The 22786-nt window shown below is 65.5% G+C and carries 23 protein-coding genes; 8 read left to right on the top strand and 15 right to left on the bottom strand.

The window, feature by feature from the left end; genetic code table 11:
• Positions 1-37 precede the first annotated feature (37 nt).
• Entirely contained in the window at positions 38-1717 is a 1680-nt protein-coding gene (locus FBY36_RS13585) for a RecQ family ATP-dependent DNA helicase (RefSeq protein ID WP_142120176.1), read from the bottom strand.
• Between the two features lie 443 nt (positions 1718-2160).
• Between FBY36_RS13585 and fdhA the strand changes: the two genes are divergently transcribed.
• From fdhA to FBY36_RS13610, 5 genes are all read left to right on the top strand, one after another.
• Positions 2161-3372 carry a formaldehyde dehydrogenase, glutathione-independent gene (gene fdhA / locus FBY36_RS13590; RefSeq protein WP_142120178.1) on the top strand — a complete coding sequence of 404 codons (1212 nt, stop codon included), beginning with the start codon at positions 2161-2163 and terminating at the stop codon, positions 3370-3372.
• Positions 3373-3486: 114 nt separating this feature from the next.
• Positions 3487-3840 (top strand): GNAT family N-acetyltransferase, encoded by a 354-nt coding sequence (locus tag FBY36_RS13595; protein WP_142120180.1) that lies wholly within the window; start codon positions 3487-3489, stop codon positions 3838-3840.
• A gap of 143 nt (positions 3841-3983) precedes the next feature.
• Positions 3984-4934, top strand: a complete 951-nt coding sequence (locus FBY36_RS13600) for a serine hydrolase (protein WP_142120182.1) — start codon at positions 3984-3986, stop codon at positions 4932-4934.
• A gap of 69 nt (positions 4935-5003) precedes the next feature.
• Positions 5004-6365: an MFS transporter gene (locus tag FBY36_RS13605; RefSeq protein WP_142120184.1), complete on the top strand. Its 1362-nt coding sequence runs from the start codon at positions 5004-5006 to the stop codon at positions 6363-6365.
• Between the two features lie 76 nt (positions 6366-6441).
• Positions 6442-7176, top strand: a complete 735-nt coding sequence (locus FBY36_RS13610; protein WP_235008828.1) for a dienelactone hydrolase family protein — start codon at positions 6442-6444, stop codon at positions 7174-7176.
• A gap of 44 nt (positions 7177-7220) precedes the next feature.
• On the opposite strand, the gene FBY36_RS13615 is transcribed toward FBY36_RS13610, so the two are convergent.
• The 7 genes from FBY36_RS13615 to FBY36_RS13645 are packed head-to-tail and all read right to left on the bottom strand — an operon-like array spanning position 7221 to position 12728.
• Positions 7221-7442: a hypothetical protein gene (locus FBY36_RS13615; protein WP_200830496.1), complete on the bottom strand. Its 222-nt coding sequence runs from the start codon at positions 7440-7442 to the stop codon at positions 7221-7223.
• Complete coding sequence (locus FBY36_RS13620) at positions 7423-8718, bottom strand: hemolysin family protein (protein WP_142120188.1); 1296 nt, start codon at positions 8716-8718, stop codon at positions 7423-7425. Before FBY36_RS13620 ends, FBY36_RS13615 begins: the two co-directional genes overlap by 20 nt.
• Before the next feature lie 50 nt (positions 8719-8768).
• A complete protein-coding gene (locus tag FBY36_RS13625) occupies positions 8769-9527 on the bottom strand; it encodes an SDR family NAD(P)-dependent oxidoreductase (RefSeq protein ID WP_142120190.1) in 759 nt (252 codons plus the stop codon).
• Between the two features lie 27 nt (positions 9528-9554).
• Positions 9555-10400: a fumarylacetoacetate hydrolase family protein gene (locus tag FBY36_RS13630; RefSeq protein WP_142120192.1), complete on the bottom strand. Its 846-nt coding sequence runs from the start codon at positions 10398-10400 to the stop codon at positions 9555-9557.
• Between the two features lie 39 nt (positions 10401-10439).
• Positions 10440-11411 carry an aldo/keto reductase gene (locus FBY36_RS13635; protein WP_142120194.1) on the bottom strand — a complete coding sequence of 324 codons (972 nt, stop codon included), beginning with the start codon at positions 11409-11411 and terminating at the stop codon, positions 10440-10442.
• Between the two features lie 2 nt (positions 11412-11413).
• Positions 11414-12289 (bottom strand): amidohydrolase family protein, encoded by an 876-nt coding sequence (locus FBY36_RS13640; RefSeq protein WP_235008829.1) that lies wholly within the window; start codon positions 12287-12289, stop codon positions 11414-11416.
• A gap of 10 nt (positions 12290-12299) precedes the next feature.
• Entirely contained in the window at positions 12300-12728 is a 429-nt protein-coding gene (locus FBY36_RS13645; RefSeq protein ID WP_142122638.1) for an RbsD/FucU domain-containing protein, read from the bottom strand.
• Positions 12729-12882: 154 nt separating this feature from the next.
• On the opposite strand from FBY36_RS13645, the gene FBY36_RS13650 reads away from it, so the two are divergent.
• Both FBY36_RS13650 and FBY36_RS13655 read left to right on the top strand, forming a co-directional pair.
• Positions 12883-13659, top strand: a complete 777-nt coding sequence (locus FBY36_RS13650) for a FadR/GntR family transcriptional regulator (RefSeq protein WP_235008830.1) — start codon at positions 12883-12885, stop codon at positions 13657-13659.
• Positions 13660-13663: 4 nt separating this feature from the next.
• Positions 13664-15010: an alpha-L-fucosidase gene (locus tag FBY36_RS13655; protein ID WP_142120198.1), complete on the top strand. Its 1347-nt coding sequence runs from the start codon at positions 13664-13666 to the stop codon at positions 15008-15010.
• A gap of 64 nt (positions 15011-15074) precedes the next feature.
• Here the strand turns inward: FBY36_RS13655 and FBY36_RS13660 are convergent, their stop codons facing one another.
• Positions 15075-15827, bottom strand: coding sequence for an ArsR/SmtB family transcription factor (locus FBY36_RS13660; RefSeq protein WP_142120200.1), 753 nt, complete (start codon positions 15825-15827; stop codon positions 15075-15077).
• A 55-nt stretch (positions 15828-15882) separates the two neighbouring features.
• On the bottom strand, positions 15883-17118 hold the full coding sequence (locus FBY36_RS13665; protein WP_235008831.1) for a mechanosensitive ion channel family protein: 1236 nt from the start codon (positions 17116-17118) through the stop codon (positions 15883-15885).
• A gap of 105 nt (positions 17119-17223) precedes the next feature.
• Here FBY36_RS13665 and FBY36_RS13670 point away from each other — a divergent pair, with 105 nt between their 5' ends.
• Positions 17224-17559, top strand: a complete 336-nt coding sequence (locus FBY36_RS13670) for a cupin domain-containing protein (RefSeq protein WP_056331862.1) — start codon at positions 17224-17226, stop codon at positions 17557-17559.
• Between the two features lie 143 nt (positions 17560-17702).
• Here FBY36_RS13670 and FBY36_RS13675 read toward each other — a convergent pair whose 3' ends face one another.
• From FBY36_RS13675 to FBY36_RS13695, 5 genes are all read right to left on the bottom strand, one after another.
• Positions 17703-18509 (bottom strand): hypothetical protein, encoded by an 807-nt coding sequence (locus tag FBY36_RS13675; RefSeq protein ID WP_142120202.1) that lies wholly within the window; start codon positions 18507-18509, stop codon positions 17703-17705.
• Positions 18509-19054 (bottom strand): RNA polymerase sigma factor, encoded by a 546-nt coding sequence (locus FBY36_RS13680; RefSeq protein WP_142120204.1) that lies wholly within the window; start codon positions 19052-19054, stop codon positions 18509-18511. The genes FBY36_RS13675 and FBY36_RS13680 overlap by 1 nt, the downstream gene beginning before the upstream one ends.
• A gap of 98 nt (positions 19055-19152) precedes the next feature.
• Positions 19153-19809, bottom strand: a complete 657-nt coding sequence (locus FBY36_RS13685; RefSeq protein WP_142120206.1) for a hypothetical protein — start codon at positions 19807-19809, stop codon at positions 19153-19155.
• 201 nt (positions 19810-20010) lie between these two features.
• On the bottom strand, positions 20011-21252 hold the full coding sequence (locus FBY36_RS13690; RefSeq protein ID WP_142120207.1) for an MFS transporter: 1242 nt from the start codon (positions 21250-21252) through the stop codon (positions 20011-20013).
• A gap of 220 nt (positions 21253-21472) precedes the next feature.
• A complete protein-coding gene (locus FBY36_RS13695) occupies positions 21473-22747 on the bottom strand; it encodes an AGE family epimerase/isomerase (RefSeq protein WP_142120209.1) in 1275 nt (424 codons plus the stop codon).
• Positions 22748-22786 lie beyond the last annotated feature (39 nt).

Consider the following 22786-nt stretch of genomic DNA (forward strand, 5'->3'; position numbering starts at 1 on the left):
GCGGCGGGCCTTTCGTCGGAGGGTCCCTCCAGCGTACCTAAGCGGGCTTCAGGAGTTCATTCTCCACAACGGCGGACCGGGACAGCGTTTTGTACCCCTCCTGTTCAAAGAGCACCGTGATGACATCGTCCTCGTGCCGCATCACCAGGCCGGGGCCCCACTCCTTGTGGACCACCGCGGACTGCAGCGGGAATGGTTCGTCGGCGGCGGAAGCCGGCCCGCCGCCGTCGGACGCCTTGCCTGGCTGCTCCACGTCCCCTGCAGCGGCCGCAGCAGCGCACCCGTCACAGTTTCCGCAGGGCTCCGGCAGGTCCTCGCCGGAGTAACCCAGCAGGAACTGCCGCCGGCAGCCGTCCGTCTCCGCGTAGGCGCGCATCATGGTGAGCCGGGACTGGTCCACGCGCTGCCGGGCCTCGGCGAGTTCGACGGCGTCGCCCACCAGTGTGGGCAGCTTGGCTTTGGAGGTCAGCCGGATTCCGCGCTTGCCCGTGGTGACGGCGCCAATTTCCTCCAACTGGTTGATGAGTCCGGTGATGCGGCGGGCGGGTAACCCGGTCAGCTCTGCCAACGACGCCTTGGGTGCGGGAGCCTTGGCGGTCTTGAGGATCTTCAGCACAGCCATCAGCGAATCCGTGTCGGGGGAGTGGGTGCTGAAGAACTTCCGAAGCCCCAGGTCCTCGGAGCGGTAATGCAGCACGGCGGATGCGGGTTCGCCGTCCCTGCCTGCCCGTCCGATCTCCTGGTAGTAGGAGTCCAGGGATTCCGGGATGTCCGCATGCACCACAAACCGGACGTTCGGCTTGTCGATGCCCATGCCGAATGCGGTGGTGGCGACCACGACGTCCAGTTTGTCGGCCAGGAACAGCTCGTGGATGTGTTCCCGGTCCTTGGCGGAACGGCCTGCATGGTAGGCCTCAGCGCGCAGCCCCTCCTTTTCCAGCTTGGCCGCGTACTTCTCCGTGTCCTTCCGGGTGGCCGCATAGAGCAGGCACTGCCCCTCCCCAGCCAGGTCCGCCACCTGGGCAAGCACCGCCTTGCGCTTGCCCTTGTCCTCGTGGTGCCGGACCACGTCCAGGCTGATGTTGGGCCGGTCGAAGCCGTGGACCAGGACCAGGGGGGCCTCCATGCCCAGCCGCTCCACGATCTCGTCCCTGACCGGCGGGGAGGCAGTGGCGGTCAAGGCAGCCACGGGCGGGTTCCCCAGCTGCTCCCGGACATTGCCCAGGGCCAGGTAATCGGGGCGGAAGTCGTGGCCCCAGGACGAAACGCAATGGGCCTCGTCCACCACGAACAGCGAGATGTCCAGGGCTTTGATCCGGTCCACGGTGGCCTGCTTGGCCAGCTGCTCCGGCGCGAGGAAGAGAAACACGGTCCTGCCGTCCTCAACGGCCTGCCATGAGGCCTCGACGTCGGTGTCGCTGTGCGAGGAGTTGATGGCCACCGCCGCATCCGGCCCCAGGACCTGGACCAGCCCGTCAAGCTGGTCCTCCTGCAAGGCTATAAGCGGTGAAACAACGACGGCGGGACGTCCCGTGGTCCTGTGCAGGTGCAGGGCGGCGATTTGGTAGATGGCGGACTTGCCGTATCCGGTGGGCATGACGGCCAGGACATCGCGGCCGTCCGAAAGGGCCGCCATACCGGCTAGTTGGCCGTCCCGCAGGTGGGGCAGCGAGAAGGGAGATTCAGCAAGGGCACGAAGGGCTGGTTCGTCGGACATGAAAAGTGGCTCCGCACAGACGCAATCTGGGGCCGCTTGCTTCAGCCGTAGGAACCACCCTACGCCAGCCCTGCCCCGCCGTCGCAACCTCCTGCGTTGGCAACTCCCTGCCATGTGGACTTTTCCCCTCGGCATGCGACGGGGATTTGTCCATAAGGCGGGGATAGGGCGCCTGGGTGCGTTTGGCAGAACAGCGGGCGCGGGTTGTGCAGCGCAGGCCACAATAGCGCTTTCCCCTATGGAATGCTCCCCTAAACAAGGGGCTTCCTACCCCTAGACCACTGTCAGGGCCCCTCCCTAGACTGGGCGGATCCCCACCCGGGAACCGGTACCTGACCGCGCTAAATCTCCAAGACCCATGGGCCAGCACTGTTCCCACGCGGGATGTCTCACCTACCCAGATCACGGCCGTCCCACCGGACGCCTGACTACAGGAGCGATAGATGACAGGGAACAAAGCCGTTGCCTACAAAGAAGCCGGCAAGGTGGAAGTAATCGATATTGACTATCCGACGTTTGAGCTCAAGGACGGGCCAGGCGTCAACCCCGCGAATGTGGGACGCCCGGTCAACCATGGAGTGATTCTCAAAACGGTGGCCACCAACATCTGCGGCTCGGACCAGCACATGGTCCGCGGACGCACCACGGCCCCGCCCAACCTGGTGCTGGGCCACGAAATCACCGGCGAAGTGGTGGAAGTGGGCCGGGACGTCGAGTTCATCAAGGTGGGCGACCTCTGCTCGGTGCCGTTTAATATCGCCTGCGGCCGCTGCCGGAACTGCAAGGAGCGCAAGACCGGCATTTGCCTGAATGTCAATCCCGCCCGGCCCGGCGCCGCCTACGGCTACGTGGACATGGGCGGCTGGGTTGGCGGCCAGGCCAACTACGTCCTGGTTCCGTACGCCGACTGGAACCTGCTGAAATTCCCGGACAAGGACCGGGCCATGGAGAAGATCATGGACCTGGCCATGCTCTCCGACATCTTCCCCACCGGGTTCCACGGCGCCACCACCGCGGGCGTGGGCGTCGGCTCCACCGTCTACATTGCCGGAGCAGGTCCCGTGGGCCTGGCAGCGGCGACCAGTGCACATCTGCTGGGTGCCGCCGTCGTGATTGTCGGCGACATGAACGAAGACCGCCTGGCGCGTGCACGCGGTTTTGGCTGCGAAACCGTGGACCTGACCCAGGGCGAGCCGAAGGACCAGATTGAGCAGATCCTTGGCGTGCCCGAAGTTGACTGCGCCGTTGACGCGGTGGGCTTCGAAGCGCGGGGCCACGGCAAGGGCGCGCAGGAAGCACCCGCAACCGTGCTGAACACCCTGATGGACATCACCGCGGCGGGCGGTGCCCTGGGAATCCCCGGACTGTACGTGACCGGTGACCCGGGCGGCATTGACGAGGCGGCACAGAAGGGATCGTTGAGCCTGAGCCTTGGTACCGGTTGGGCAAAGTCGCTGAGCTTCACCACCGGCCAGTGTCCGGTCATGAAGTACAACCGGCAGCTGATGATGGCCATCCTCAATGACAAGGTCAGCATCGCCAAGAACGTCAACGCCAAGGCCATCCCCTTGGAGGAGGCGCCCCAGGGCTACGCGGAGTTCGACGCCGGCGCAGCCACCAAGTACGTCCTGAACCCGAACGGCTACTTGAGCTGACGGGTCGGCGGGCGGGGATGCCACCAAGGACCCCTTGCTTGCGGAAATAAGTGCTGCCCGGGCCGGGTTAGGCTTTGCACGGGCAGCACAAACCCGCAAACGAAGGAGTTTCCCTTGAATGACATCACCGTCCGCCACAACCCGGGACGCGAACGTTTCGAGATCCTCGACGCCGGCAACGTCATTGGCAAGGCGGCGTACAAGGAGTACGACGGCGGGGAGTCGCCTCAGCGGATCTTCTACCACACGGTGATCAACGAGGAATACGGCGGGCAGGGCCTGGCCGGCGTACTGGCCACGGCTGCGCTGAACAGGACGGTGGCCGCCGGGAGCGGCATCATTCCGGTGTGCCCGTTCATCAAGAAGTTCCTGGCCAAACACCCCGAATATTCGGCCAGCGCAGTGCCCGTGGCACCGGCCCACCTGGAATTCCTGGACGCAGCGCTGGCTGCCCGAACCCGCGGCTAGGCGAACCTTAAAACAGGGGTATGGAACACTCCGCCAGCCTTCAGGAAGCTCCCAACGTCCGGTGATTTAATCAGCATCTGTCAGCGAGGTTCATTGCCGCGCTGACGGTGTTTTGATTGCCGAGGCGGGACAGGAGCCCTTGTATGTCCGTGCACCCCGTGGTGCCCAAGCCAGGCCGCGGTGCTCCCTCGCCGCCGCCGGGCACGCCGTCCTCCGGCGGGCCGTCTTCCAGCAGGAAACGGGGCCATAGACGGCTGCTGGTTCTGGCCCTTGTGGTGGTGCTGGTCATTGTCGGCACCATTACCCTGGCCGTGGTCCGGTCCGTGCCGCCCACGGGCGCAGTGGTTCCCACCCAGCCGGCCATCCCCGCGTCACCGGTGGCGGCAGCTCCGCCGTCGTTGCAGGACAGCGTGGACGACATCCTCAGTGAGGCGGACGAGTACCGGATCGGGCTGGCGCTCGCGGACGTGTCCGGTGGCGCGGAACGGACGTTCGGCGACGGGGACACATTCACGGCTGCCAGCACGGCCAAGATCCTCACCGCCGCCGCCTACTACCACCTCGTGGAAAACGGGCAGGCGAGCCTGGATGACGCGATGGGTGACTACGACGCCGCGTTCCAGCTCAAGGCCATGGTCAATGACAGCAACAACGACTCTTGGCTGCTGCTGATGGACGCCGTGGGCTACCCGGAGTTGATCGCCTACGCGGACTCCATCGGCGTCACTTATGACCCTGAACAAAATCTCCTGACCGCGGCCGATATGGCCCTGATCCTGAAGAAGCTCTATGCGGGAGAGCTCCTGGACAAGGACAACACGACGGAGCTGCTCAGCTACATGCGGGACACGAACAACGAAGACCTCATTCCGGCCGGCTCAAGATCCGGCGTGGACGTTCACCACAAGTACGGGGAAGTGTCCGGGGAACTGCACGACGCCGCACTCCTGAGCTACCGCGGCTCGACGTTCGCGCTGGTCATCTACACGGAGAACCCTGACGGCGCGCCGGATGACGGCCAGGCCCAAGTGATCCGGGACCTGACCCGCGCCGTGGAGGACGCACTGTTCCCGGTGGTGCCGGCGGGCAAGTAGCGCCCGCCACACCAAAGCAGGAAGCCCGCCAGGTCGCCCCGGGCGGAAGCTTTAGGCCAGACTGTTACCGTGAGCAACAACCCCCGGACTGCCCTGGCCGTCGCCGGCCTCAGCCTGGGCACGGCACTGAACCCGCTGAACTCCTCCATGATCGCCGTGGCCCTGGTAGTGCTGCGCGCCGACTTCGGGCTCGACGTCGCCGCCGTGACCTGGGTGGTGACCTCCTTCTACCTTGCCTCCGCAGCCGGGCAGCCGGTAATGGGCAGGCTGGCCGACCGGTTCGGGCCGCGGCGGATGTTCATGCTGGGGATGGGGCTGGTGGCCGTCACCTGTGCCCTGGCTCCGCTGGCCCCGAACTTCGCGCTGCTCTGCGTGGCGCGGGCGGTGATGGCGCTGGGAACAGCCACCGCATATCCCAGCGCCGTGGTGATGGTGGGCGCCCTCGCGCATCAGGCCAAGGTGGATTCGGCCCGGCCGCTGGGCCGGCTGCAGATGGCCAACACGTCCGCAGCCGCCGTGGGCCCGGTGGTCGGCGGCCTGCTGGTGGGATTCGTGGGCTGGGAGTCGCTGTTCCTGATCAACGTCCCGCTGGCGCTCGCGGCATTGCTGATCGTGCGCAAGGCCGCGCCGCCGGACAAGGTCCGGGAACGGGGCAGCGTCGCGGAACTGGTGCGGGACTCCGACGTCCCAGGCATCGCCGGGTTCATCGGTGCGCTCCTGCTGGTCATGATGGCGGCCCTGAACGTGGCCCCGGACTACCGCTGGTTGATGCTGGCCGGCGGGACCGTCACCGGGGCACTGTTTGCCTGGCGGGAGCTGCGGTTCGCCAAACCCTTCCTGGACCTGCGGCTGCTGGGCCGGAACAGGCCGCTGATGCTGGTGTACCTGGCCTTCGCGGTGTTCAGCAGCGTCTACTACTTCGTCTTCTTCGGCCTCCCGCAGCTGCTGCAGGAAGCCGGCGGCTACGATCCCGGCGTAGTGGGCCTGCTGATGCTGCCCCTGGCGGGCATGTCCGTGGTGGCCACGCCGTGGGCAGTCTCCGCCATGGGAAGGTTCGGCGTCCGGCGGGTGCTGCTTGCCGGCGTCGTCCTTTTGACTGTGGTGGCGGCACTCATGTGGCTGCTAACCGGCACGCTGGCCATCCCTTTCGTGGTGGTCCTGACAGCCCTCATGGGCATCCCGTACGGCACGGTCAGCATCGCCTCCAACCAGGGCATGTTCGTGTCCACGCGGCCCCAGGACCGCGGGGTGGCTGCCGGGATCTACCAGACCTGCCGCTACGTGGGCGCGATTACCGCCACTGTGATGATCGGTGTTTTTGCGTCCGGCGGGGTGCACCAGGACAGCTGGATGCGGATGGTCCTGGCCATGCTGGTGCTCTGTGCCGTGACATTCGGAATCTCTGTGTTCTGGCGGCCGCAGAAAGTGTAGGCGTGCTCCCCGCGAAGCGTCGGGGAAACCCCTATAAAGCGTGCGGTGGGCGTGCCATGCTGGCCGAATGGGAAACATGATGGCTCTGGGTAACGCTGAAACGTCCGTCCAGGCGTACGTCAGTGAACCGGCCGGCACTCCCAAGGGCGGGCTGGTGGTGGTCCATGAAGTGTGGGGCCTGGTCCGGCACACCAAGGATGTGGCGGACCGTTTCGCAGCTGAAGGCTATGTGGCAGTAGCCACGGACCTGCTGTCCGGGGTCGGGGGCGTGCCCGATCTCAGCGGGGAACTGCAGGAGGCCGCCTTCGATCCCCAGCAACGCAGCAATGCCCAGCCGCGCCTGCGGAAGCACATGGCGCCGATGCGCTCGCCGGAGTACGCCAAGCACGCCGTGGCCGCCCTCCGTGTGTGTTTCGACCATCTGGAAGGCGTGCCGGGACTGGCGGGGCGGGTGGCCGCCACGGGCTTCTGCCTGGGCGGCACCTACACCTTTTCACTGGCCGTCGCCGAACCCAGGCTCCGGGCCGCCGTTCCCTTCTACGGCCACGCAGAGTTCAAGGATGCCGAGCTGCGAGCCATCAACTGCCCGGTCCTGGCCTTCTATGGGGAGCAGGACAGCGCGCTCATGGAGGAACTGCCCGGGCTCAAGCATCGGATGCGGGCCGCCGGCGTGGATTTCGAAGCGGCGGTGTATCCCGGAACCGGCCACGCCTTTTTCAATGACACCAACAGGTACACCTACAACGCTGAGGCCGCCGAAGACTCCTGGCGGCGTACCCTCGCATTCCTCGAGCGGAGCCTCAGCGCGTAGGTTACCGCCGGATCTTCAGCTGCAATGGCCTGTCTCGCGCGGCGTCAGCGCCGGATCCATACAGCGTTGTCCGGCTGCAGCCAGCCGTCGTGTTCCAGCGGAAATGCGCTGAAAAGGACGACGCCGGCCGGCAGCTTCACCGGTTCACTGCCCATGGCAAGCGCCACAAGGAAGCCGGGGCTGCGTTCGCAGGTCAGCAGGTTCCCTGCCTCCACCCGCCAGGTGCCGCCGTCGTCCGCCTCAGCCTCAGCCGGGCGGGCCGGCAACGGGTGTGACCCTGACCCGGGCGATCCGCAACCGGTCCATGCTGAGGACGGTCAGGACGTATCCGGGGATCTGCACCCGGTCACCTGCCTTCGGCAGCCGGCCCAGGCGGTCCAACATGAACCCCGCCACCGTTTCGTAGTGGCCCTCAGGGAGCGCGATACCGGCGGCGGCCTTGAACTCCTGCAGGATCAGGCCGCCGTCCACATCGATGGTTCCGTTGGCCACATTGACCCGGTCCTCGTGCTCGGCACCGGTGTCGTATTCGTCGTAGATCTCGCCCACCAGTTCCTCCACCAGGTCCTCGAGGGTGACGACGCCATCGGTGCCGCCGTATTCATCCACCACCAGGGCGATGTGCTGGTTGGTCTTGCGCATCCGGGAAAGCGACGGGAGCACGCGGTTGGTCCCGGGCAGCGGCAGGATCTCCCGCGCGATGTCCCTTACAGGTGCCTGGTCCTGTGCTTCGTCCCGGGGCATCAGGTCGCGGATGTGCACGAAGCCCAGGACGTCGTCAGGGCTCCGCCCGATGACCGGGAAGCGCGAATACGGTCCGTCCCGGACCATCCTGCGGGCCTCGGCAATGGTCAGCGCGCCGTCGATGAAGGTCACCTCCGTGCGCGGCCGCATCACCTCCTGCAGCGTCCGGTCCCCGGCGCCGAACACATCGGCCAGGATGGTGCGGCTGTTCTCTTCGAGGAGTTCGTTCTCCGCCACCAGGTCCCAAAGTTCCTCGGAACTGATGCCTTCCCGTTTGATGCGCGGGTCGCCGCCAAAGAGCCTGACCACCGCGTCTGTCGACACGGAGAGGAGCCAAATGACCGGCCGCATGGCACCCGAGAGGGCAATCAGCGGCGGGGCCAGGATCCTGGTGAAGGCAACAGGCCTTTGCAGCGCAAGTCTCTTGGGGGCGAGCTCGCCCAGAACCAGGGAAAGATAAGCAACCAGCAAGGTCATGCCGACGACGGACACGGGCCCAGCCGCCGCGCCCAACCCGATGGCTTCGAGGAGGGGCACGACGGCCGGCGCGATCGCCGAGGCGCCATAGGCTGCCGAGAAAAAACCGGACAGGGTCACGCCAATCTGCACGGTGGAGAGGAAGCGGTTGGGGTTGCGGGCAAGGGCGGCCGTCCGGGCGCCGGTGTCCCCGGATCTCTCGATGCGGCGCACCTGGCTCTCGCGCAGCGATACCAGCGCCATCTCCGCCGCCGCGAACACCCCGCCCAGCAGCACGAAACCGAGAACCAAAGCGATATTAACCAGGGCGCCGCTGTCCATGGGACGACCTTACCCAGCCGCGGAACCGCTTGCGCGTTCTGGGCCCGGCGTCAGGAGGCTACGGAGCGGGGCCGGAGCCGGAGCGCCTGCATGCCGCCGTCGACAGCCAGGTCCACGCCCGTAGTTGACCCGGCGAGCGGGCTGGCTAAGTAGGTGATGGCTGCAGCGACCTCCTCCGGGCATACCAGCCGGCCGTGCGGCTGGCGGGCCTCGAGCGCGGCACGCTCAGCTTGGGGGTCTGCCGCCGTGGACAGCAGCCGGCCGATCCACGGAGTGTCAGCGGTGCCGGGGTTTACGCAGTTGACCCTGATCCCTTCCTGGAGGTGGTCGGCAGCCATGGCCAGGGTGAGTGACAGCACGGCGCCCTTGGTGGCGCTATAAAGGGCCCGCTGCGGGATCCCTGCGGTGGCCGCCACGGAGCAGGTGTTGACGATGGCAGCATGCGCCGACTGCCGCAGGTATGGCAGGGCGGCCCGTGAGACGCGGACCATTCCCAGCACATTGATATCGAACACCCGGTGCCACTCGTCGTCGTCGTTGGATTCAATGGTGCCCTGCGCACCCACGCCGGCGTTGTTGGCCAGGATGTCGATCCCGCCCAGTTGCCCCGCAGCCTCTTCCACAGCCTGCCGGACCGAGGCGTCGTCGGAGACGTCGCAGTGGAGTGCCGTGAGCCCTTCCGGCGCCTGTTCGGGGCGGAGGTCCAGAACGGCGACGGCGGCGCCGCGCTCCTGCAGCAGCTGGGCCGTTGCGGCCCCTATTCCGGAGGCTCCTCCGGTGACGATTGCCTTAAGTCCCGCAAACTCCATTGTTTGGTCCTTTCGTGGTTGGGCTGGCTAGCCCTGGAAGAATTCCTGGCGCTGGCGGCCGAGTCCGGCTACTTCAATTTCGACGACGTCCCCGGCCTTCAGGTAGGGGAAGCGCCCGGACAGGGCCACGCCCTCCGGAGTGCCGGTGCAGATCAGGTCTCCCGGCTCAAGGACCAGGAACTGGCTGAGGTCGTAGATCACCTGGTCCACCCCAAAGATCAGGTCGCGGGTGGAGGAGTCCTGGCGGATGTCGCCGTTGACCCAGCTCCGCAGCTGCAGGTCGCCGGCTTCCACTTCGTCCGGGGTTACCAGATACGGGCCGGTGGGGCAGAACCCGGCGCAGCTCTTTCCTTTGGACCACTGGCCGCCGGATACCTCCAGCTGGAAGGTGCGTTCGGAGAGGTCGTTGACGGTGGCATAGCCGGCGATGTGGTCGCGGGCCTGTTCGGGGGATTCCAGGTAGGAAGCCCGCCGTCCAATGACCACGCCGAGCTCCACCTCCCAGTCCGTCTTGGTGGAACCGCGGGGGATCGCCACTGCATCGAACGGGCCGGCCACGGTGTTGGGGGCCTTGTGGAAGATGATGGGTACTGATGGGGGAGCGGACCCTGACTCGGCGGCGTGTGCCGCGTAGTTCATGCCCACGCAGATGACCGATGACGGCCTGGCGATCGGGGCGCCGATCCGGGCACCCTCAACGTCAATCTCTGCCAGTTCCCCCGCCGCAAGGGCCGCCGCTGCCCGCCCCGGCCCGTCGGACTCCCAGAAACCGGCGTCGATGTCCGCCGCCACCTGTTCCAGGGAGTAGTACTTCTTTTCGTGCAGCAGGACTGGTATTTCCTTGCCCGGTTCTCCGATGCGTGCAAATTGCATGGTTCTTCTTTCGTGAATTGGGGTGTTGGCCTTCGGAAGTTAGATGATGAGGCCGCGGTGGCGCAGGTCATCCCAGAGCTGGTCCGGGACGGCCTTCGATGCCAAATCGAGGTTTTGCTTGACCTGTTCCGGCGTTCGCATGCCCAGGACCACGCTTGTCACGGCGGGGTGTAGGTACGGGTACTGGAGGGCGGCCGCGGGGAGTGTGGTTCCGTGTGATTCGCAGATGTCCGCGAGCAGGTTGGCGCGGTCCAGAAGCTCCTGCGGGGCTGGTGCATAGTTGTAGGTGGCGTCGCGGGCCGGACGGTCCTTGGAGAGCAGGCCGGAGTTGAAGACCCCGACGTTTACCACTCCCACTTCCCGCTCAAGGCACGCCGGCAGCAGTTCCTGCGCTGCTCCCTGTTCCAGCAGCGTGTACCGGCCGGCCAGCATGATCACATCGATGTCTGTTTCCGTGACGAAACGGGCGAGCATTTCGGATTGGTTCATGCCCGCGCCCCACGCGCCGATGACGCCCTCATCCCTGAGGGCGGACAGAGTGGGTGCGGCGCCGTTGACGGCTTCGGTCCAGTAGTCGTCCGGGTCATGAATGTAGACGACGTCGATCCGGTCAGTCCCGAGCCGCTGGAGGCTTTCCTCGATGGAGCGCAGCACTCCGTCCCGGGAGTAGTCGCGGACCCGGGCCAGGTTGTCGGGAACGTCGAACCCCTCGCTGTCCTTTCCATTAGGGGACGGATTGGGCCGCAGCAGGCGCCCCACCTTGGTGCTGAGCACGTAGCTGCTGCGGTCCTGGCCAGCGAGGGCTTTTCCCAGACGGTGTTCGGAAAGTCCCAGCCCGTAGTGCGGTGCTGTGTCGAAGTACCGGACACCACCCTCCCAGGCTGTTTCGACGGCTTCGACCGCCTCCTGTTCCGGCACTTGCCGGTACAGGTTGCCGATGGGGGCGCCCCCGAACCCGAGGACGGGCAGACGCACCGCAGTGCCGGGGATGGTGCGGGTTTCTGTTTGCATGGTTAGTCCTTCTCCTCTTCCTGGTTCGCGGGACCTCGGACAGCCTCCAGCCGGTAAACGCGAACTGCGGTTCCATGTGCCACGGACTCGCGCTCGCTTGCTGACGCGCCGGTCATCGCCTGCTCCACCGTTGTGATCCAGTCCTGGTACCCGGCCGGTTCCGTGAGCGAGACGGGCCAGTCGCTGCCGATCATGCACCGCCCGGCGCCAAAGAGGTTCAGGGTTTCCCGGATGAAAGGCAGGGCCTGCGGCGCAAATGGACGCGTCGGGTCGGCTTCCGCGCCCGCCCCCGAGATCTTTACGACGACGTTGGGCTGCCTGGCCAGTGCACGCATCGCGGTGCTCCAGTCGCTGAGTTCACCGGCAGCAATGGGTGGCTTGCCCATGTGGTCCAGGACGATGTCCAGCTCCGGTACCAGGGCAGCAAACTCTGCAAGCTCCAAAAGTTGGGACGAGCGGATGCAGGCGTCAAAGGTAAATCCAACCTTTCCTGCCTGGCGCGCTCCGGCAATTGTTTCCGGTGCCAGCATGAAACCTGCCTCCCTGTCCTGGAACAGCTCGCGCACCCCGCGGACCAGGGGCCGCTGACGCAGCTCGTCAAGGTCATGGGACACACTGTCCCCGCGGCTGATGGGGGCGAAAGCCACAACCGCCGCCAACTCGGGCCAGTCGGCCGCCAGGCCGGCCACCCAGTCAACTTCCCCCAGAGCCTGGTCATCACGGCAATCGGCCTGCACAAAGACGGACCGTGTCCCGGGCGGGTGCGGAAGTTGGTGTGGAAGGAATGGCCGGTTCATCCCGGGAACGCCGTTCAACCAGTCGTAGCGGAGCACGGCCGGGTCCCAGACATGGACGTGTGAGTCTACTAACTGAAGCAACTGCCGGCCCTCATGCCGCTCCATCGGGCCGGACCCCAATGGTCAGCAGCAGGTTCGCGTAGTGCCGGGTGTCCCCACTGGCGATGACGACGGCGACGTTCGGCGACCGCGCGGCGTCGTAAAAGTCGAAGCGCTGGTGGGAAGTGATGGGAACCCGTGCACCCAGTGCGCTTTCGTAGCCTTTGACTGCCTCTGTCCAGTTTCCGTCCGGGGGTGCCATGACCGCGGCGGCTTCGAGCGGAACGGCGTCGATCAGTACTTCCAGGATCTGGTCGATGGTCAACAGGCCAGGCCTCAGGTTCAGGGATATCCGCCGGGCAGCTGCAGGGGCGCCGGTATTGTGCGGGTAGTTGGCATCCGCCAGGAGGATCTGCGAACCGTGCCCGGATTCGGCGAGGGCCGCCAGCAGGCCCGGGTGGGTGAGCGTGTAGTTGATCATGCCTTTTCCCCTACCCTTTTCCTGGACTGCCCTGCTGTTCATCTGATGTATTTTGAAGTATTCGATGAGATTATAGGCAGAAGCAGGTTCTTCCAAGTGATACATCTGATGAAAGCCAAATATGCTCGTCGGAGTACTAGGAAAGGCGGCTGCCGTGAGTAACGGCAATTCCATTGGGTCGATGTCCCAGACAGACGTCGTGATTTCAGGCGTGAAACAGATGCTGTCCTCCCGGCGGCTGCGGCCGGGCGACCGGTTGCCCATTGAGAAGGACCTGGCAGCGGAATTGCAGGTTTCCCGGGGCTCCCTTCGGGAAGGCGTGCGCGCACTGTCCACCATGGGCATCCTGGAAACCAGGCAGGGTGCCGGCACCTTCGTAACCCGACTGGAGCCGTCCGCCCTGCTGTCCGCTATGGAATTCTGGGTAGGCCTGCAGGATGGAGAGCGGGCGAATCAGGTGCATACAGTCCGCCGGGCCCTTGAAACGGAAGCGGCAGCGGCGGCGGCGGTGTGTATCGACAGCTCCCAGCTTGATCAGGCCGAAAATATCTTGGGGCGGGCGAACGCTGCCATCCAGGCCTCACCCATCGACCATGCCGGCGCCATGCAGTGTGACATCGAATTCCACCGGCTCATCGCGGAGGCTTCAAGGAACCACGTGCTGTCAGCGCTGATCGAGACTGTATCCACGAACACGATTCGCGGCCGGATGTGGCGGTCCATCCATGACAATGAAGGCCTGGCGGACACGCATCGGGAGCATCTGGGAATCCTGGAAGCGCTGCGGCAGCATGACGCCGACAGGGCCAGGACCCGCATGGCAAACCACCTCTATGCGGTGGAGGACTACATCTCGGCCCTCCCTGATCACACATCATCCTTCAGTGGTCCTTCCACCGTGCGGAACGCTTCGAACCAAGAATTGGAGTGATCTAATGACCGAGCCGTTGGCCACCCCCGAAGAATGGAGCAAGTTGTCCCGGCCCGTTCCGGAATGGTTCCAGAACGCCCCCTTCGGCATCTTCATCCACTGGGGCGCCTACTCCGTTCCCGCCTGGGGCGAACCCATCGGCGCCCTCGGCACCATCGAGGACCGCGAATGGTTCACCCACAACCCCTATGCAGAGTGGTACTACAACACCATCCGCATTGACGGCAGCCCGGCCCAGCAGCACCACCGGGACGTGTTCGGCGGCGAGGACTACGATGCCTTCCTGGACCAGTGGAAGGCAGAACAGTTCGATCCGGCGGAGTGGGTAGAGCTGTTCAAATTCGCCGGGGCCGATTACGTGGTGCCCACTACCAAGCACCATGACGGCATCGCGCTCTGGGATGCTCCGGGAACAGGGGAGCGCAACACCGTCCACCGCGGACCCCGCAGGGACCTCATCGGAGAGATCGCCCAGGCCGTCAAGGATAAAGGCATAAAGCTGGGCCTGTACTATTCCGGCGGCCTGGACTGGCATGTGCGCCCCTTCCCGCCGCACACCACCAGCGAAAGTGTCCACGACACTTCCCGCCCAAAGGACGCCGGCTACGCCGAATACGCCTACAATCATGTGGCCGACCTGGTGGACAAGTACCGGCCCGATGTCCTGTGGAACGACATTGAATGGCCCGACGCCGGCAAGCATTTCGGCGAGCATGGACTCGGAACCCTCTTTGAACAGTTCTACGCAGCGGTTCCGGACGGCGTGGTGAACGACCGGTGGGGCGCCACCCACAAGGACTACGCCACCAGCGAGTACGAAGCGGCCAGGGAGTCCGAGTCTGAGTCCGAGTGGGAGAACTGCAGGGGCATCGGATTCTCCTTCGGCTACAACCAGGTGGAAGGTCCCGAGCAGTCACTGTCCGGAAGCCAGTTGGCCCGGCACCTGACGGACGTCGTTTCCCGTGGCGGCCACTTCCTGCTGAATGTTGGGCCGCGGGCGGACGGAACCATCCCCGAGATCCAGCGCCAGGCCCTGACCGACCTTGGCCACTGGATGGCAACCGCAAAGCAGTACCTCGTGGGTGCCCGCCCGCTGGCATCGGGCGCAACGGAAGGCCAGGGCGATACCTGGGTCCGCTGGGTTGAGCGTGGTTCTGAGGTGGTTGCCTTTGTTGATTCGCTCAGCGAGGGGCATGAAGCCGTGCTGAGGCTCAGCGGGGAGGGGCTGTCAGCAGCCGAAGCGTCTGTCGAGGGCGCCGGGGGCAGCCTGGACCTTGACGGCCAGGAACTGAAGGTGACTCTGGACGCGGCCCGCCCGGGGCCGGTCATCGTCCGCATTCCGCGCCGATAGTCCCACCAAAGGTTCGACGGCGGCGGGCAGCACGCGCCGCCGTCGAACCTTTGATGGAGGAGCTTTAGGTGTACAGAAGTGAGCCGGGCGTGGTGAGCTTTTCGCCGGTTTCCAGCCAGGTTTTCAGGCCGGAGAGGATCATCGGCCAGCCGCCGTAGAGCTGTTCATTGGCGCCCTCGCGCAGGTCGCTGTGGGTGACGGTGAGGTGGCAGGAATCGCCTACCGGTTCGATCTCCCAGGTGATGGTGGACGTACCCTCGGCCTTGACGTCCTCGCCCCACAGCGCGCGCATGGACTGGACGAGCCGCCGCGGCGGATCGACCTCAAGGTTTTCGCCTTCGCCCAGCAGGTCTCCGGCCTTGGGATTGCCCATCTCGAAATGCCCGCCGGGGACCCAGTCGGATGTGATGGTGTTCCCGAACTGGTACTTGCTGCGGATATCGCTGTCCGTGATGGCTTCCCAGAGCCGTTCGGGCGTGGTCTTGATGTAAATCTCGAAGATCTTTTCCATGGGACTTTCCAATCTGGATTTGAGGTCGCTGAGGGCAGCGGCCCATGGTTCTGCATATTTGCTGACCCAGCGGTCGTGGACCAGGCGGATGGGGACTGGATTCAGGAAGTGCAGCTTTTCCCGGCCCCGACGGCGGGGTACCACCAGGCCTGCGTCCTCCAGGATGCGGAGGTGCTTGGCGATCCCAAAGCGGGTCATGTCGAACCGTGCTTCAAGGGCGCTCAGGGTTTGGCCGTCCTCGCGGAACAGTTCATCGAGCAGGTCCCGGCGGGTGGGGTCGGAGAGTGCCTTGAACACGTCGTCCATGACAGCAATGGTAGGTGACTAAATGGTCACATATCAAGGGGTTGCCGCCGTCCGATCAGTTGCGTGACGCGAGGTTCCTGTCCCGCTCCTCGAAAACCTCCTCGCCCGGCCCGGTGAACGCCCGCGACCGCTCCACTGCCTCGATGGAGCCGGTGAACAACTGCGATCCGTGTGGATCTGCGGGCGGATGCGCGCCGTCGGCAGAGGGCGAACCCAGCCCGCGCAATGGTGCCCTGCGACGGTTGGCGGTGCCGGCGTCGTCCGTTGCCTGCTCCCAGCGCTGGTGGGGGAGGGCTTCCGGATGGTGCTGCTGCAGGAACGTGACCATGGTTTCGCGGACCAGACAGCGCAGGTCGAAGAGCGCGGCACTGTCCGCCGCGCTGATCAGGATCCGGACGCGGACAAAACCGCCCGTGGCGTCGGTGATCTGCAGGACGCCCACCCGTTCGTCCCACAGGTCGGTACCGGCCAGGACGCGGCGCAATTCGGTACGCATGTCCTCCACCGGGGCGCGCCAGTCGAGGTCGAACTCCACCGTGCCCATCACCTCGGACTGGCGGCGGGTCCAGTTCTCGAAGGGAGTGGTGGTGAAATAGGTGGACGGCAGGATGAGGCGGCGGTCATCCCAGAGATGCACCACCACGTAGGTAAGGGTGATCTCCTCGATCCGGCCCCACTCCTTCTGCACCACCACCACGTCATCCACCCGGATGGCATCGGTGAACGCCAGCTGCATGCCGGCGAAGACGTTCACCAGGGACGTCTGCGCGGCGAGGCCGGCAACGATGGAGATCACGCCGGCTGACGCCAGCAGTCCGGCGCCCAGTGCCTGGATGGCCGGGAAGGTCAGCATCGCGGTGCCGGCGGCGAGCACCACCACTAGCGCCACGGCGATCCGGCGGGCCAGGATCATCTGCGTGCGCAGCCGCCGTGCCCGCCGGTTGTCCGCCACGTCCACGCTGTGCCGGGTCAGCACCACGGCTTCCACGATGAGCAGTACTGCGATGGCCAACCAGGCCACCGCACCTATGAGGGCAATCAACAGGAAATGGTCGACGCCGGCGTGCCAGCTTTCGTGGTCAGCCGTCAGCCCCAGCGCGGTACGGACGCCCGCCAGGCAGAGTGCCAGGCGCAGCGGCCGGCGCGCCACCCGGGAGGTTGCCTGCAGCTCTGGCCGTTTCCGGTTCAGCCTCAGGACGACCTTGCGGAGCAGCCAGGACAGCGCCAGTCCGGCCACGACGGCAAGGATAGTGGCGATGAAGGGCAGGGCGGGATTCAGGACGTCTAGCATTCCTTAACCTTTACCAAGCCTGTTACCGGCCTTCGAAATCGGTGGACTGTGGCGTGGCGCCAAACCCTGTCGCCAAGGTTGCCGCTGGTGGGTAGCCTTGGGCCCATGCAGAAGATATCGATCGATGCACTGGCCCGGCAGCAGCTCGAGGCCGCCATCGGCTCCACCAACGGCAGGGCTGCGGACACAGTGTACGGCGGCCACGAGAAGATTCTTCGCCAGACGGTGATGGCCATGACGGCCGGAACCCAACTGAGTGAGCACCAGAATCCGGGGGACGCCACCGTGTTCGTGATCCAGGGCTGCGTTAGCCTTCGCGCCGGCGGGGAATCCTGGCAGGGCAAGGTGGGCGACCTGCTCATCGTCCCGCCCGGCCTGCACAGTCTTCACGCGGAGGAGGATTCCACCTTCCTGTTCACGGTGGCCAAGTACCGCGACTAAGTCCCATCGATTGCTCCGCAACGGTCGTTTTGAGCCCTGAAAACGACAGGTATGGAGCACTCGATGGTGTTCGGCGCATAAAGTTCGACGGCGGCCGCCGGCTTTCGTTCCGAAGTCCCGCGGTCGTTCTGGATGCCTGCGGATCAGCGTGCCGTGCTTGGCTTGGCCTTGGAGGTGGGAGGCGCCGAGTGTGTGTCCGGCCGGTCTGCCGTCCCTTTGCCGCCGGCCTTTGGTTCGGTGGCATCGATGGCGGGGGCGGTGGCCCCGCCTGCCTCAGGAGGAGCGGCACTGCCGCGTGGTCCTGCGGCCCTGGCACCGGACCCAGCCTCGCTGCCAACATCTGCCGGCACGCGTGTCGTGTCACTCAACGGAACCTCCGGTGCATCCGCGCCCCGCTCGTGTAGATCCCGCTGTTCGGCAGTAAACGGGGTGGCGGACTGAGCGGGTTCCGAAGGAGGAGCAGGCAAAGGCTCACGGATCAGCGCAGCAGGGGGCATGTCTGATGCAGGAGCGGAAACGACAGCGGTCCCGGGCGTTGGTGCGCCGGTGGAAAGCGTGGGGGCAGGAGTCGCAGGGGCCGGAGGCGAGAACCACTCAATGACGGCTCGGATGCTTTCCCCACCTTCACGGCGGACGTTTTCGTTTCCTGCCGCGGCGCCGCCGGCAATACTGAAGGAAGCGGCGACTGCCAGTGTCGTGAAGACAACGTGCTTCCTCTTCCGTGGTTTGCCCGGTTCCAAACCGACCACGTCAGCCGTTTTGGACTCTCCCAAAAGCGCTGCAAGCTCGGCTGACGGAGTAGGGACTTCGGAAACCCTGAGCGCCCGCAGCTGCAGCAACGCCTTCCGAAGTCCCGGATCATCCTGGACGCCGGCCTCGGCCAGCAGCGCCTCGACGGATTGTTCGTCGCTGAGCCTGCGCTTCTGCCGGGCCTTGTCTTCAGTCGTCATTACCGGTCCTCCCGTAATGGGGTACAGAGCTTGCGTAGGCGGCAGAGGGCCCGGCGCTGCAGTTGTTTGATGGCACCCGGGGTCTTGCCCATGATCTCCGCCGTCGTCTCAACCGAAAGGTCCGCCACGATCCTCAGCGTGATCACATCCTGTTGGTCCTGCTGCAAGTCACTCAGCAAGGCTTTGACGTTGCCCGAGCTTTCCACCACCAGCAGGTCGTCCTCGGCCGAACTGCTGCAGCGGGGGTCCTGATCGGGGTCATAGTCGGTGGTGTGTGGCGTCTTCAGCCTGCGCCGGTGCTCGTCAACGTAGCGTGCATGGGCGATGGAGAAGACCAGGGACTTGACGCCCTTCATCCCGCCGCGCACGTCCCCAAGCTGCGGAACGAGGGCCAGGAAGACCTCCTGGGTCAGGCCCTCGGGGTCCTCAACGCCCCGTGAGCGCAGGTAGCTGAGCACCCCGGGCGAGAATTCGCGGTAGGCAGCACAAAAGATGCTGTCGTCCGTCTCTCCGGACGGCCCTGCCCCGTGCTCAATCCTTTGCATCCGCCCCCCCCTGCGGCAGACTTCCCTGCAACACTCTCCAGATTGGCTGCTGCGCCGGGAGGGTGAGCCCGCCCCGGCGCAGCCGAACCATACGACAGCTACCGCTGGCCGTTGTTGGAGTGCTTGGCGCCGTTACCGGCCTGGTGCCCGGCGCCGTCGAAGGAGGCTGCGCCCTGACGCTGCTCCTTTACCGGCTGCTGTTGCTGGTCCTGCCCTGTCATGGCAGGCGAGTCGCCGCTTTCAGCGTCCTCAATGTCCGGAGCCGCAACAGCGGCGCAGTAAGCGCCGACGCCATCCTCCCCGCCGGCAGCCTGGACCAGGGCGGTGTAGGCCGTGGACGTGGTGCTCAATCCGCCGTTGGTAAAGGCATTGCACAAACCGAAGGCCGCAGGGCCGGTGGCGTCAGGTCCCGCGGCCGTGGACGTAGGCGACGGCTCGGGGTCAGCCGTTTCCGTGGGAGCAGGTTCTGGTGACTCCGTTTCTGTTTCCGTTGGCGTAGGTTCCGGCGCTTCCGTCTCCGTTTCCGTTGGCGTCGGCTCCGGCGCCTCGGTTTCGGTTTCCGTAGGAGTTGGCTCGGGGGATTCGGTTTCCGTTGCCGTGGGGCTTGGCGACGGCGATTCCGTTTCTGCAAGGACGGACGGTGTGTCGGGCAGCGACTCGGCCATGGCGGCCACGCCCGTACCGCCAACCGCCAAGGCTCCTGCTGCAAGGACAGTCATGGCGAGCTTGTTACCCGAGAAAGTGAAGAAAGACATAAGACCCTCCGTTGACGAATTTTATGGATTGCGATCAACTGCGCGGGTTGCCCCGCACTTAGTGGATCGAAACACAGGTCACAAAGGTTACGGGTTTGCGAAAAACTTTTGACTAACTTGTCATCCCAGCGCCCATCGATTGCTCCGCAGATGCCGTTTTGTGCCGTGAAAGCGGCATCTACGGAGCAATCGATGCAGGAATTAAGCCCGGTCCTTGACGCTTTCCTTGATGGGCCGCGGCTCCAGCCAGATGCGTTCGCGGGGGCCCGGCGGGTAGGCGTACCGCTTCCCGGCGAGGGTAATCACAAACGCGGCAACCACGGGTACCGCGGCCGCTGCCGGGACCAGCAGCGGGCCGCCCACCACCAGCGCCGCGGAACCGTACAGCGCACCGATGGTGATGCCCAGCTGGATGGTCAGGACGGTGAGCCCGTTCGCAGCCTCGCTGTACTCGCCGCCGGCCCGGAGGATCGCCGACTGGTTGTAAATCCCGATCGCGCCCAGGCCGGCCCCCCAAATGGTCATCAGGACCAGGGCCAGGGGCAGGTTCCCCACCGCGAAAGGCAGGAGGAACATCGATGCGGCGATGGCCGCCGTCGTGATCAGCAACGAACGGCGCGGCCGGGAATCCACGGTGAGTCCCGCAATCCAAATGCCCAGCAATCCGGACCCTCCCAGCACCGTGAGGGAGAGGCTGATGGAGTAATCCGGCAATGCCGCCTGGCGGATGAAGGGGGCGATGTAAGTGAACAGCGCGAAGTGGGCCAGGACCAGCAGCGGCCAGGCAACCGCCACTGATTTCACGCCCGGCTGGCCGATGGCCTTGCGCAGGGACGGCCGGGCGGCATCGGAAATACGCCGGACGCGGGGGAGCAGCCAGAACGCAAGCACGGTCAGGACCACGCCGAACCCGGCCAGCACCAGGAACGCTGCGCGCCAGCCCAGGAATCCGCCCAGTGCTGTACCCACGGGGGCGCCGATGGCCAGGCCCAGGCTGTTGCCGCTGAACACGATCGCCAGGGCCTTGCCCACCTTGTCTGCCGGGACCACTCGGGATACGAACGGCGCCATGGTGGTCCACAGCAGCCCATGCGCCAGGCCGCCTACCAACCGCGCGATCATCGCCGCGGTGAAATCCGGTGCCAGGCCCACCATGGCATTACTCAGTGCGAAGGTCAGGACCAGCCCCACCAGCAGGGCGTGCCGGGGAATCTTTCCCAACAGGCGGGCCGCCGGAACCACCGTGACAACGATGACGGCGGCGTAGGCGGCGGCAAGGTAGCCGGCCACCGGCTCGGAGACCCCCAGCCCGGTGCTGATCTGGGGCAGCAGGCCGGACGGCAGGAGTTCGGTGGTGATGGCAGTAAAAGCGATGGTGGCAAGGACCATCATGGCGGCATACGGAAAACGGGCAGGCACGGGCGCGGAAGTCGCGGAGGACATGGGGGTGTGGATCCATTCAAGGGGGAGGGGCGGAATGCGGCGCTGCTCGCCTGACAATTCCTCCCTTAAATTTACCGGATCGAAGGGCCTGTCACGGACATGACACAGTGCGCCGCTCCTGCTGTGCGGAGCCACCACACGGTCCCCGAACCGCCCCTCGCAAAGGATGCCTTACCGGCGGCCGAAGTCGGTGTCCGTGTACGAACCTGGCCGGACGGAATCAGCGGCCTGCCGGTTCCGTTGCCTTCAAGGTCTCGTTAAGGCGCGCGTCCAGCAGGCCTGCTGCGACTGCGGGGGCCAGGCCGGGCGCCAGCGGAAGGCGCGGGACCACAAGGCAGTGCCAGAGGTGGTAGATGTCCGCCTTGCCCGACCACACGGTGGACGTGACATTGCCATGCTCGTCGAGTTCCTGCTTCCAGGAACCATGCTCGTAGTCGATGAACCAATCGCGAGCGTGGTCCCAGATCCGCTCGTACCAGTCCGCATACTTCTTCTCCCCGGTGGCGATATACAGCGCTGCCGCACCTCCGATGGCCTCCGCGGGAACCCAGCGGATGCGGGTGGTGACCACCGGCTTGCCTTCCCAGTCCACCGTGTACACAAAACCGGGATTGCCGTCCGGCTGCCAGGCGTCGCGGATGGCGGCGTCGAACAGACCCCGGGCGTCGTCGAGCAGCCAGGCGGGGACGTCCAGGCCGCGGGCTTCGAGTCCGGCCCGGAGGTGGAGGAGCAGACGGGCCCATTCCACCCAGTGGCCGGGGGTTCCGCCGTATGCACGAAACTGGCTTGCCCGGTCGTCAGTGTTGTATTCCGGCATCGGGTTCCACTCGGGGTCGAAGTGCTCGAATACCCGGTAGTTGTTGTTGCGCGCAAATTTGTGGATGAGCACCTCGGCGATGTGCAGGGCCCGTTCCAGCCATCGGTTCTCCCCGGTTACGTCGGCGACGATCAGGTAGGCCTCGACCGAGTGCATGCTCGCGTTGCCGCCACGGTAGGCCTCGGTTTCCGTGAACTCCCGGTTCCACGAGTCGAAGCACATGTTCGCCTCGTGGTCCCAGAACTTCGTGTCGGCTATCCGGAGCGCCTCGTCCAGTAATTGGCGGGCCCCCGGCCGCCCTGCGGCTACGGCACTGGCAGCGGCGAGGAGTACGAAGGAGTGCTGGTAGCCGGACTTCGTATCGTTCACGGGACTGTTCCCGTCCACCTCGGCGTACCAGCCCCCGAACTCATCATCGTGGAGGGGGCCGTTGAGCGCTGCGATGCCGTGGTCCACAAGCAGTGCAGCGCCAGGCCGTCCCATCAGTGCGGCCACAGCGAAACTGTGCGTCATCCGGGCGGTGATCCAAAGATGGGTGGGCTTATCCGCGAACACTTTGCCGTAGTTATCCAGCCAGCCGAATCCCGTGGGGACCTTGGAAGCCTCGGCGAAGTTAATCAGCCGGTCGGTTTCGGCCTCGAGCCATCGTGCGTGGGCGGCATTGTCGAGCCACGTCATGTTGTTTCCTCTTTCTTTGCAGGTGCGGATGTTGGGCGG

This window comes from Arthrobacter sp. SLBN-122 (assembly GCF_006715165.1).
Taxonomy (GTDB): domain Bacteria; phylum Actinomycetota; class Actinomycetes; order Actinomycetales; family Micrococcaceae; genus Arthrobacter.

Bases quoted from the DNA above. Each gene is read 5' to 3' on its own strand.
- FBY36_RS13585 (WP_142120176.1), bottom strand. From the start codon at position 1,717: ATGTCCGACGAACCAGCCCTTCGTGCCCTTGCTGAATCTCCCTTCTCG.
- fdhA (WP_142120178.1), top strand. From the start codon at position 2,161: ATGACAGGGAACAAAGCCGTTGCCTACAAAGAAGCCGGCAAGGTGGAA.
- FBY36_RS13600 (WP_142120182.1), top strand. From the start codon at position 3,984: ATGTCCGTGCACCCCGTGGTGCCCAAGCCAGGCCGCGGTGCTCCCTCG.
- FBY36_RS13610 (WP_235008828.1), top strand. From the start codon at position 6,442: ATGATGGCTCTGGGTAACGCTGAAACGTCCGTCCAGGCGTACGTCAGT.
- FBY36_RS13620 (WP_142120188.1), bottom strand. From the start codon at position 8,718: ATGGACAGCGGCGCCCTGGTTAATATCGCTTTGGTTCTCGGTTTCGTG.
- FBY36_RS13625 (WP_142120190.1), bottom strand. From the start codon at position 9,527: ATGGAGTTTGCGGGACTTAAGGCAATCGTCACCGGAGGAGCCTCCGGA.
- FBY36_RS13630 (WP_142120192.1), bottom strand. From the start codon at position 10,400: ATGCAATTTGCACGCATCGGAGAACCGGGCAAGGAAATACCAGTCCTG.
- FBY36_RS13635 (WP_142120194.1), bottom strand. From the start codon at position 11,411: ATGCAAACAGAAACCCGCACCATCCCCGGCACTGCGGTGCGTCTGCCC.
- FBY36_RS13645 (WP_142122638.1), bottom strand. From the start codon at position 12,728: ATGATCAACTACACGCTCACCCACCCGGGCCTGCTGGCGGCCCTCGCC.
- FBY36_RS13655 (WP_142120198.1), top strand. From the start codon at position 13,664: ATGACCGAGCCGTTGGCCACCCCCGAAGAATGGAGCAAGTTGTCCCGG.
- FBY36_RS13660 (WP_142120200.1), bottom strand. From the start codon at position 15,827: ATGGACGACGTGTTCAAGGCACTCTCCGACCCCACCCGCCGGGACCTG.
- FBY36_RS13665 (WP_235008831.1), bottom strand. From the start codon at position 17,118: ATGCTAGACGTCCTGAATCCCGCCCTGCCCTTCATCGCCACTATCCTT.
- FBY36_RS13670 (WP_056331862.1), top strand. From the start codon at position 17,224: ATGCAGAAGATATCGATCGATGCACTGGCCCGGCAGCAGCTCGAGGCC.
- FBY36_RS13675 (WP_142120202.1), bottom strand. From the start codon at position 18,509: ATGACGACTGAAGACAAGGCCCGGCAGAAGCGCAGGCTCAGCGACGAA.
- FBY36_RS13680 (WP_142120204.1), bottom strand. From the start codon at position 19,054: ATGCAAAGGATTGAGCACGGGGCAGGGCCGTCCGGAGAGACGGACGAC.
- FBY36_RS13685 (WP_142120206.1), bottom strand. From the start codon at position 19,809: ATGTCTTTCTTCACTTTCTCGGGTAACAAGCTCGCCATGACTGTCCTT.
- FBY36_RS13690 (WP_142120207.1), bottom strand. From the start codon at position 21,252: ATGTCCTCCGCGACTTCCGCGCCCGTGCCTGCCCGTTTTCCGTATGCC.
- FBY36_RS13695 (WP_142120209.1), bottom strand. From the start codon at position 22,747: ATGACGTGGCTCGACAATGCCGCCCACGCACGATGGCTCGAGGCCGAA.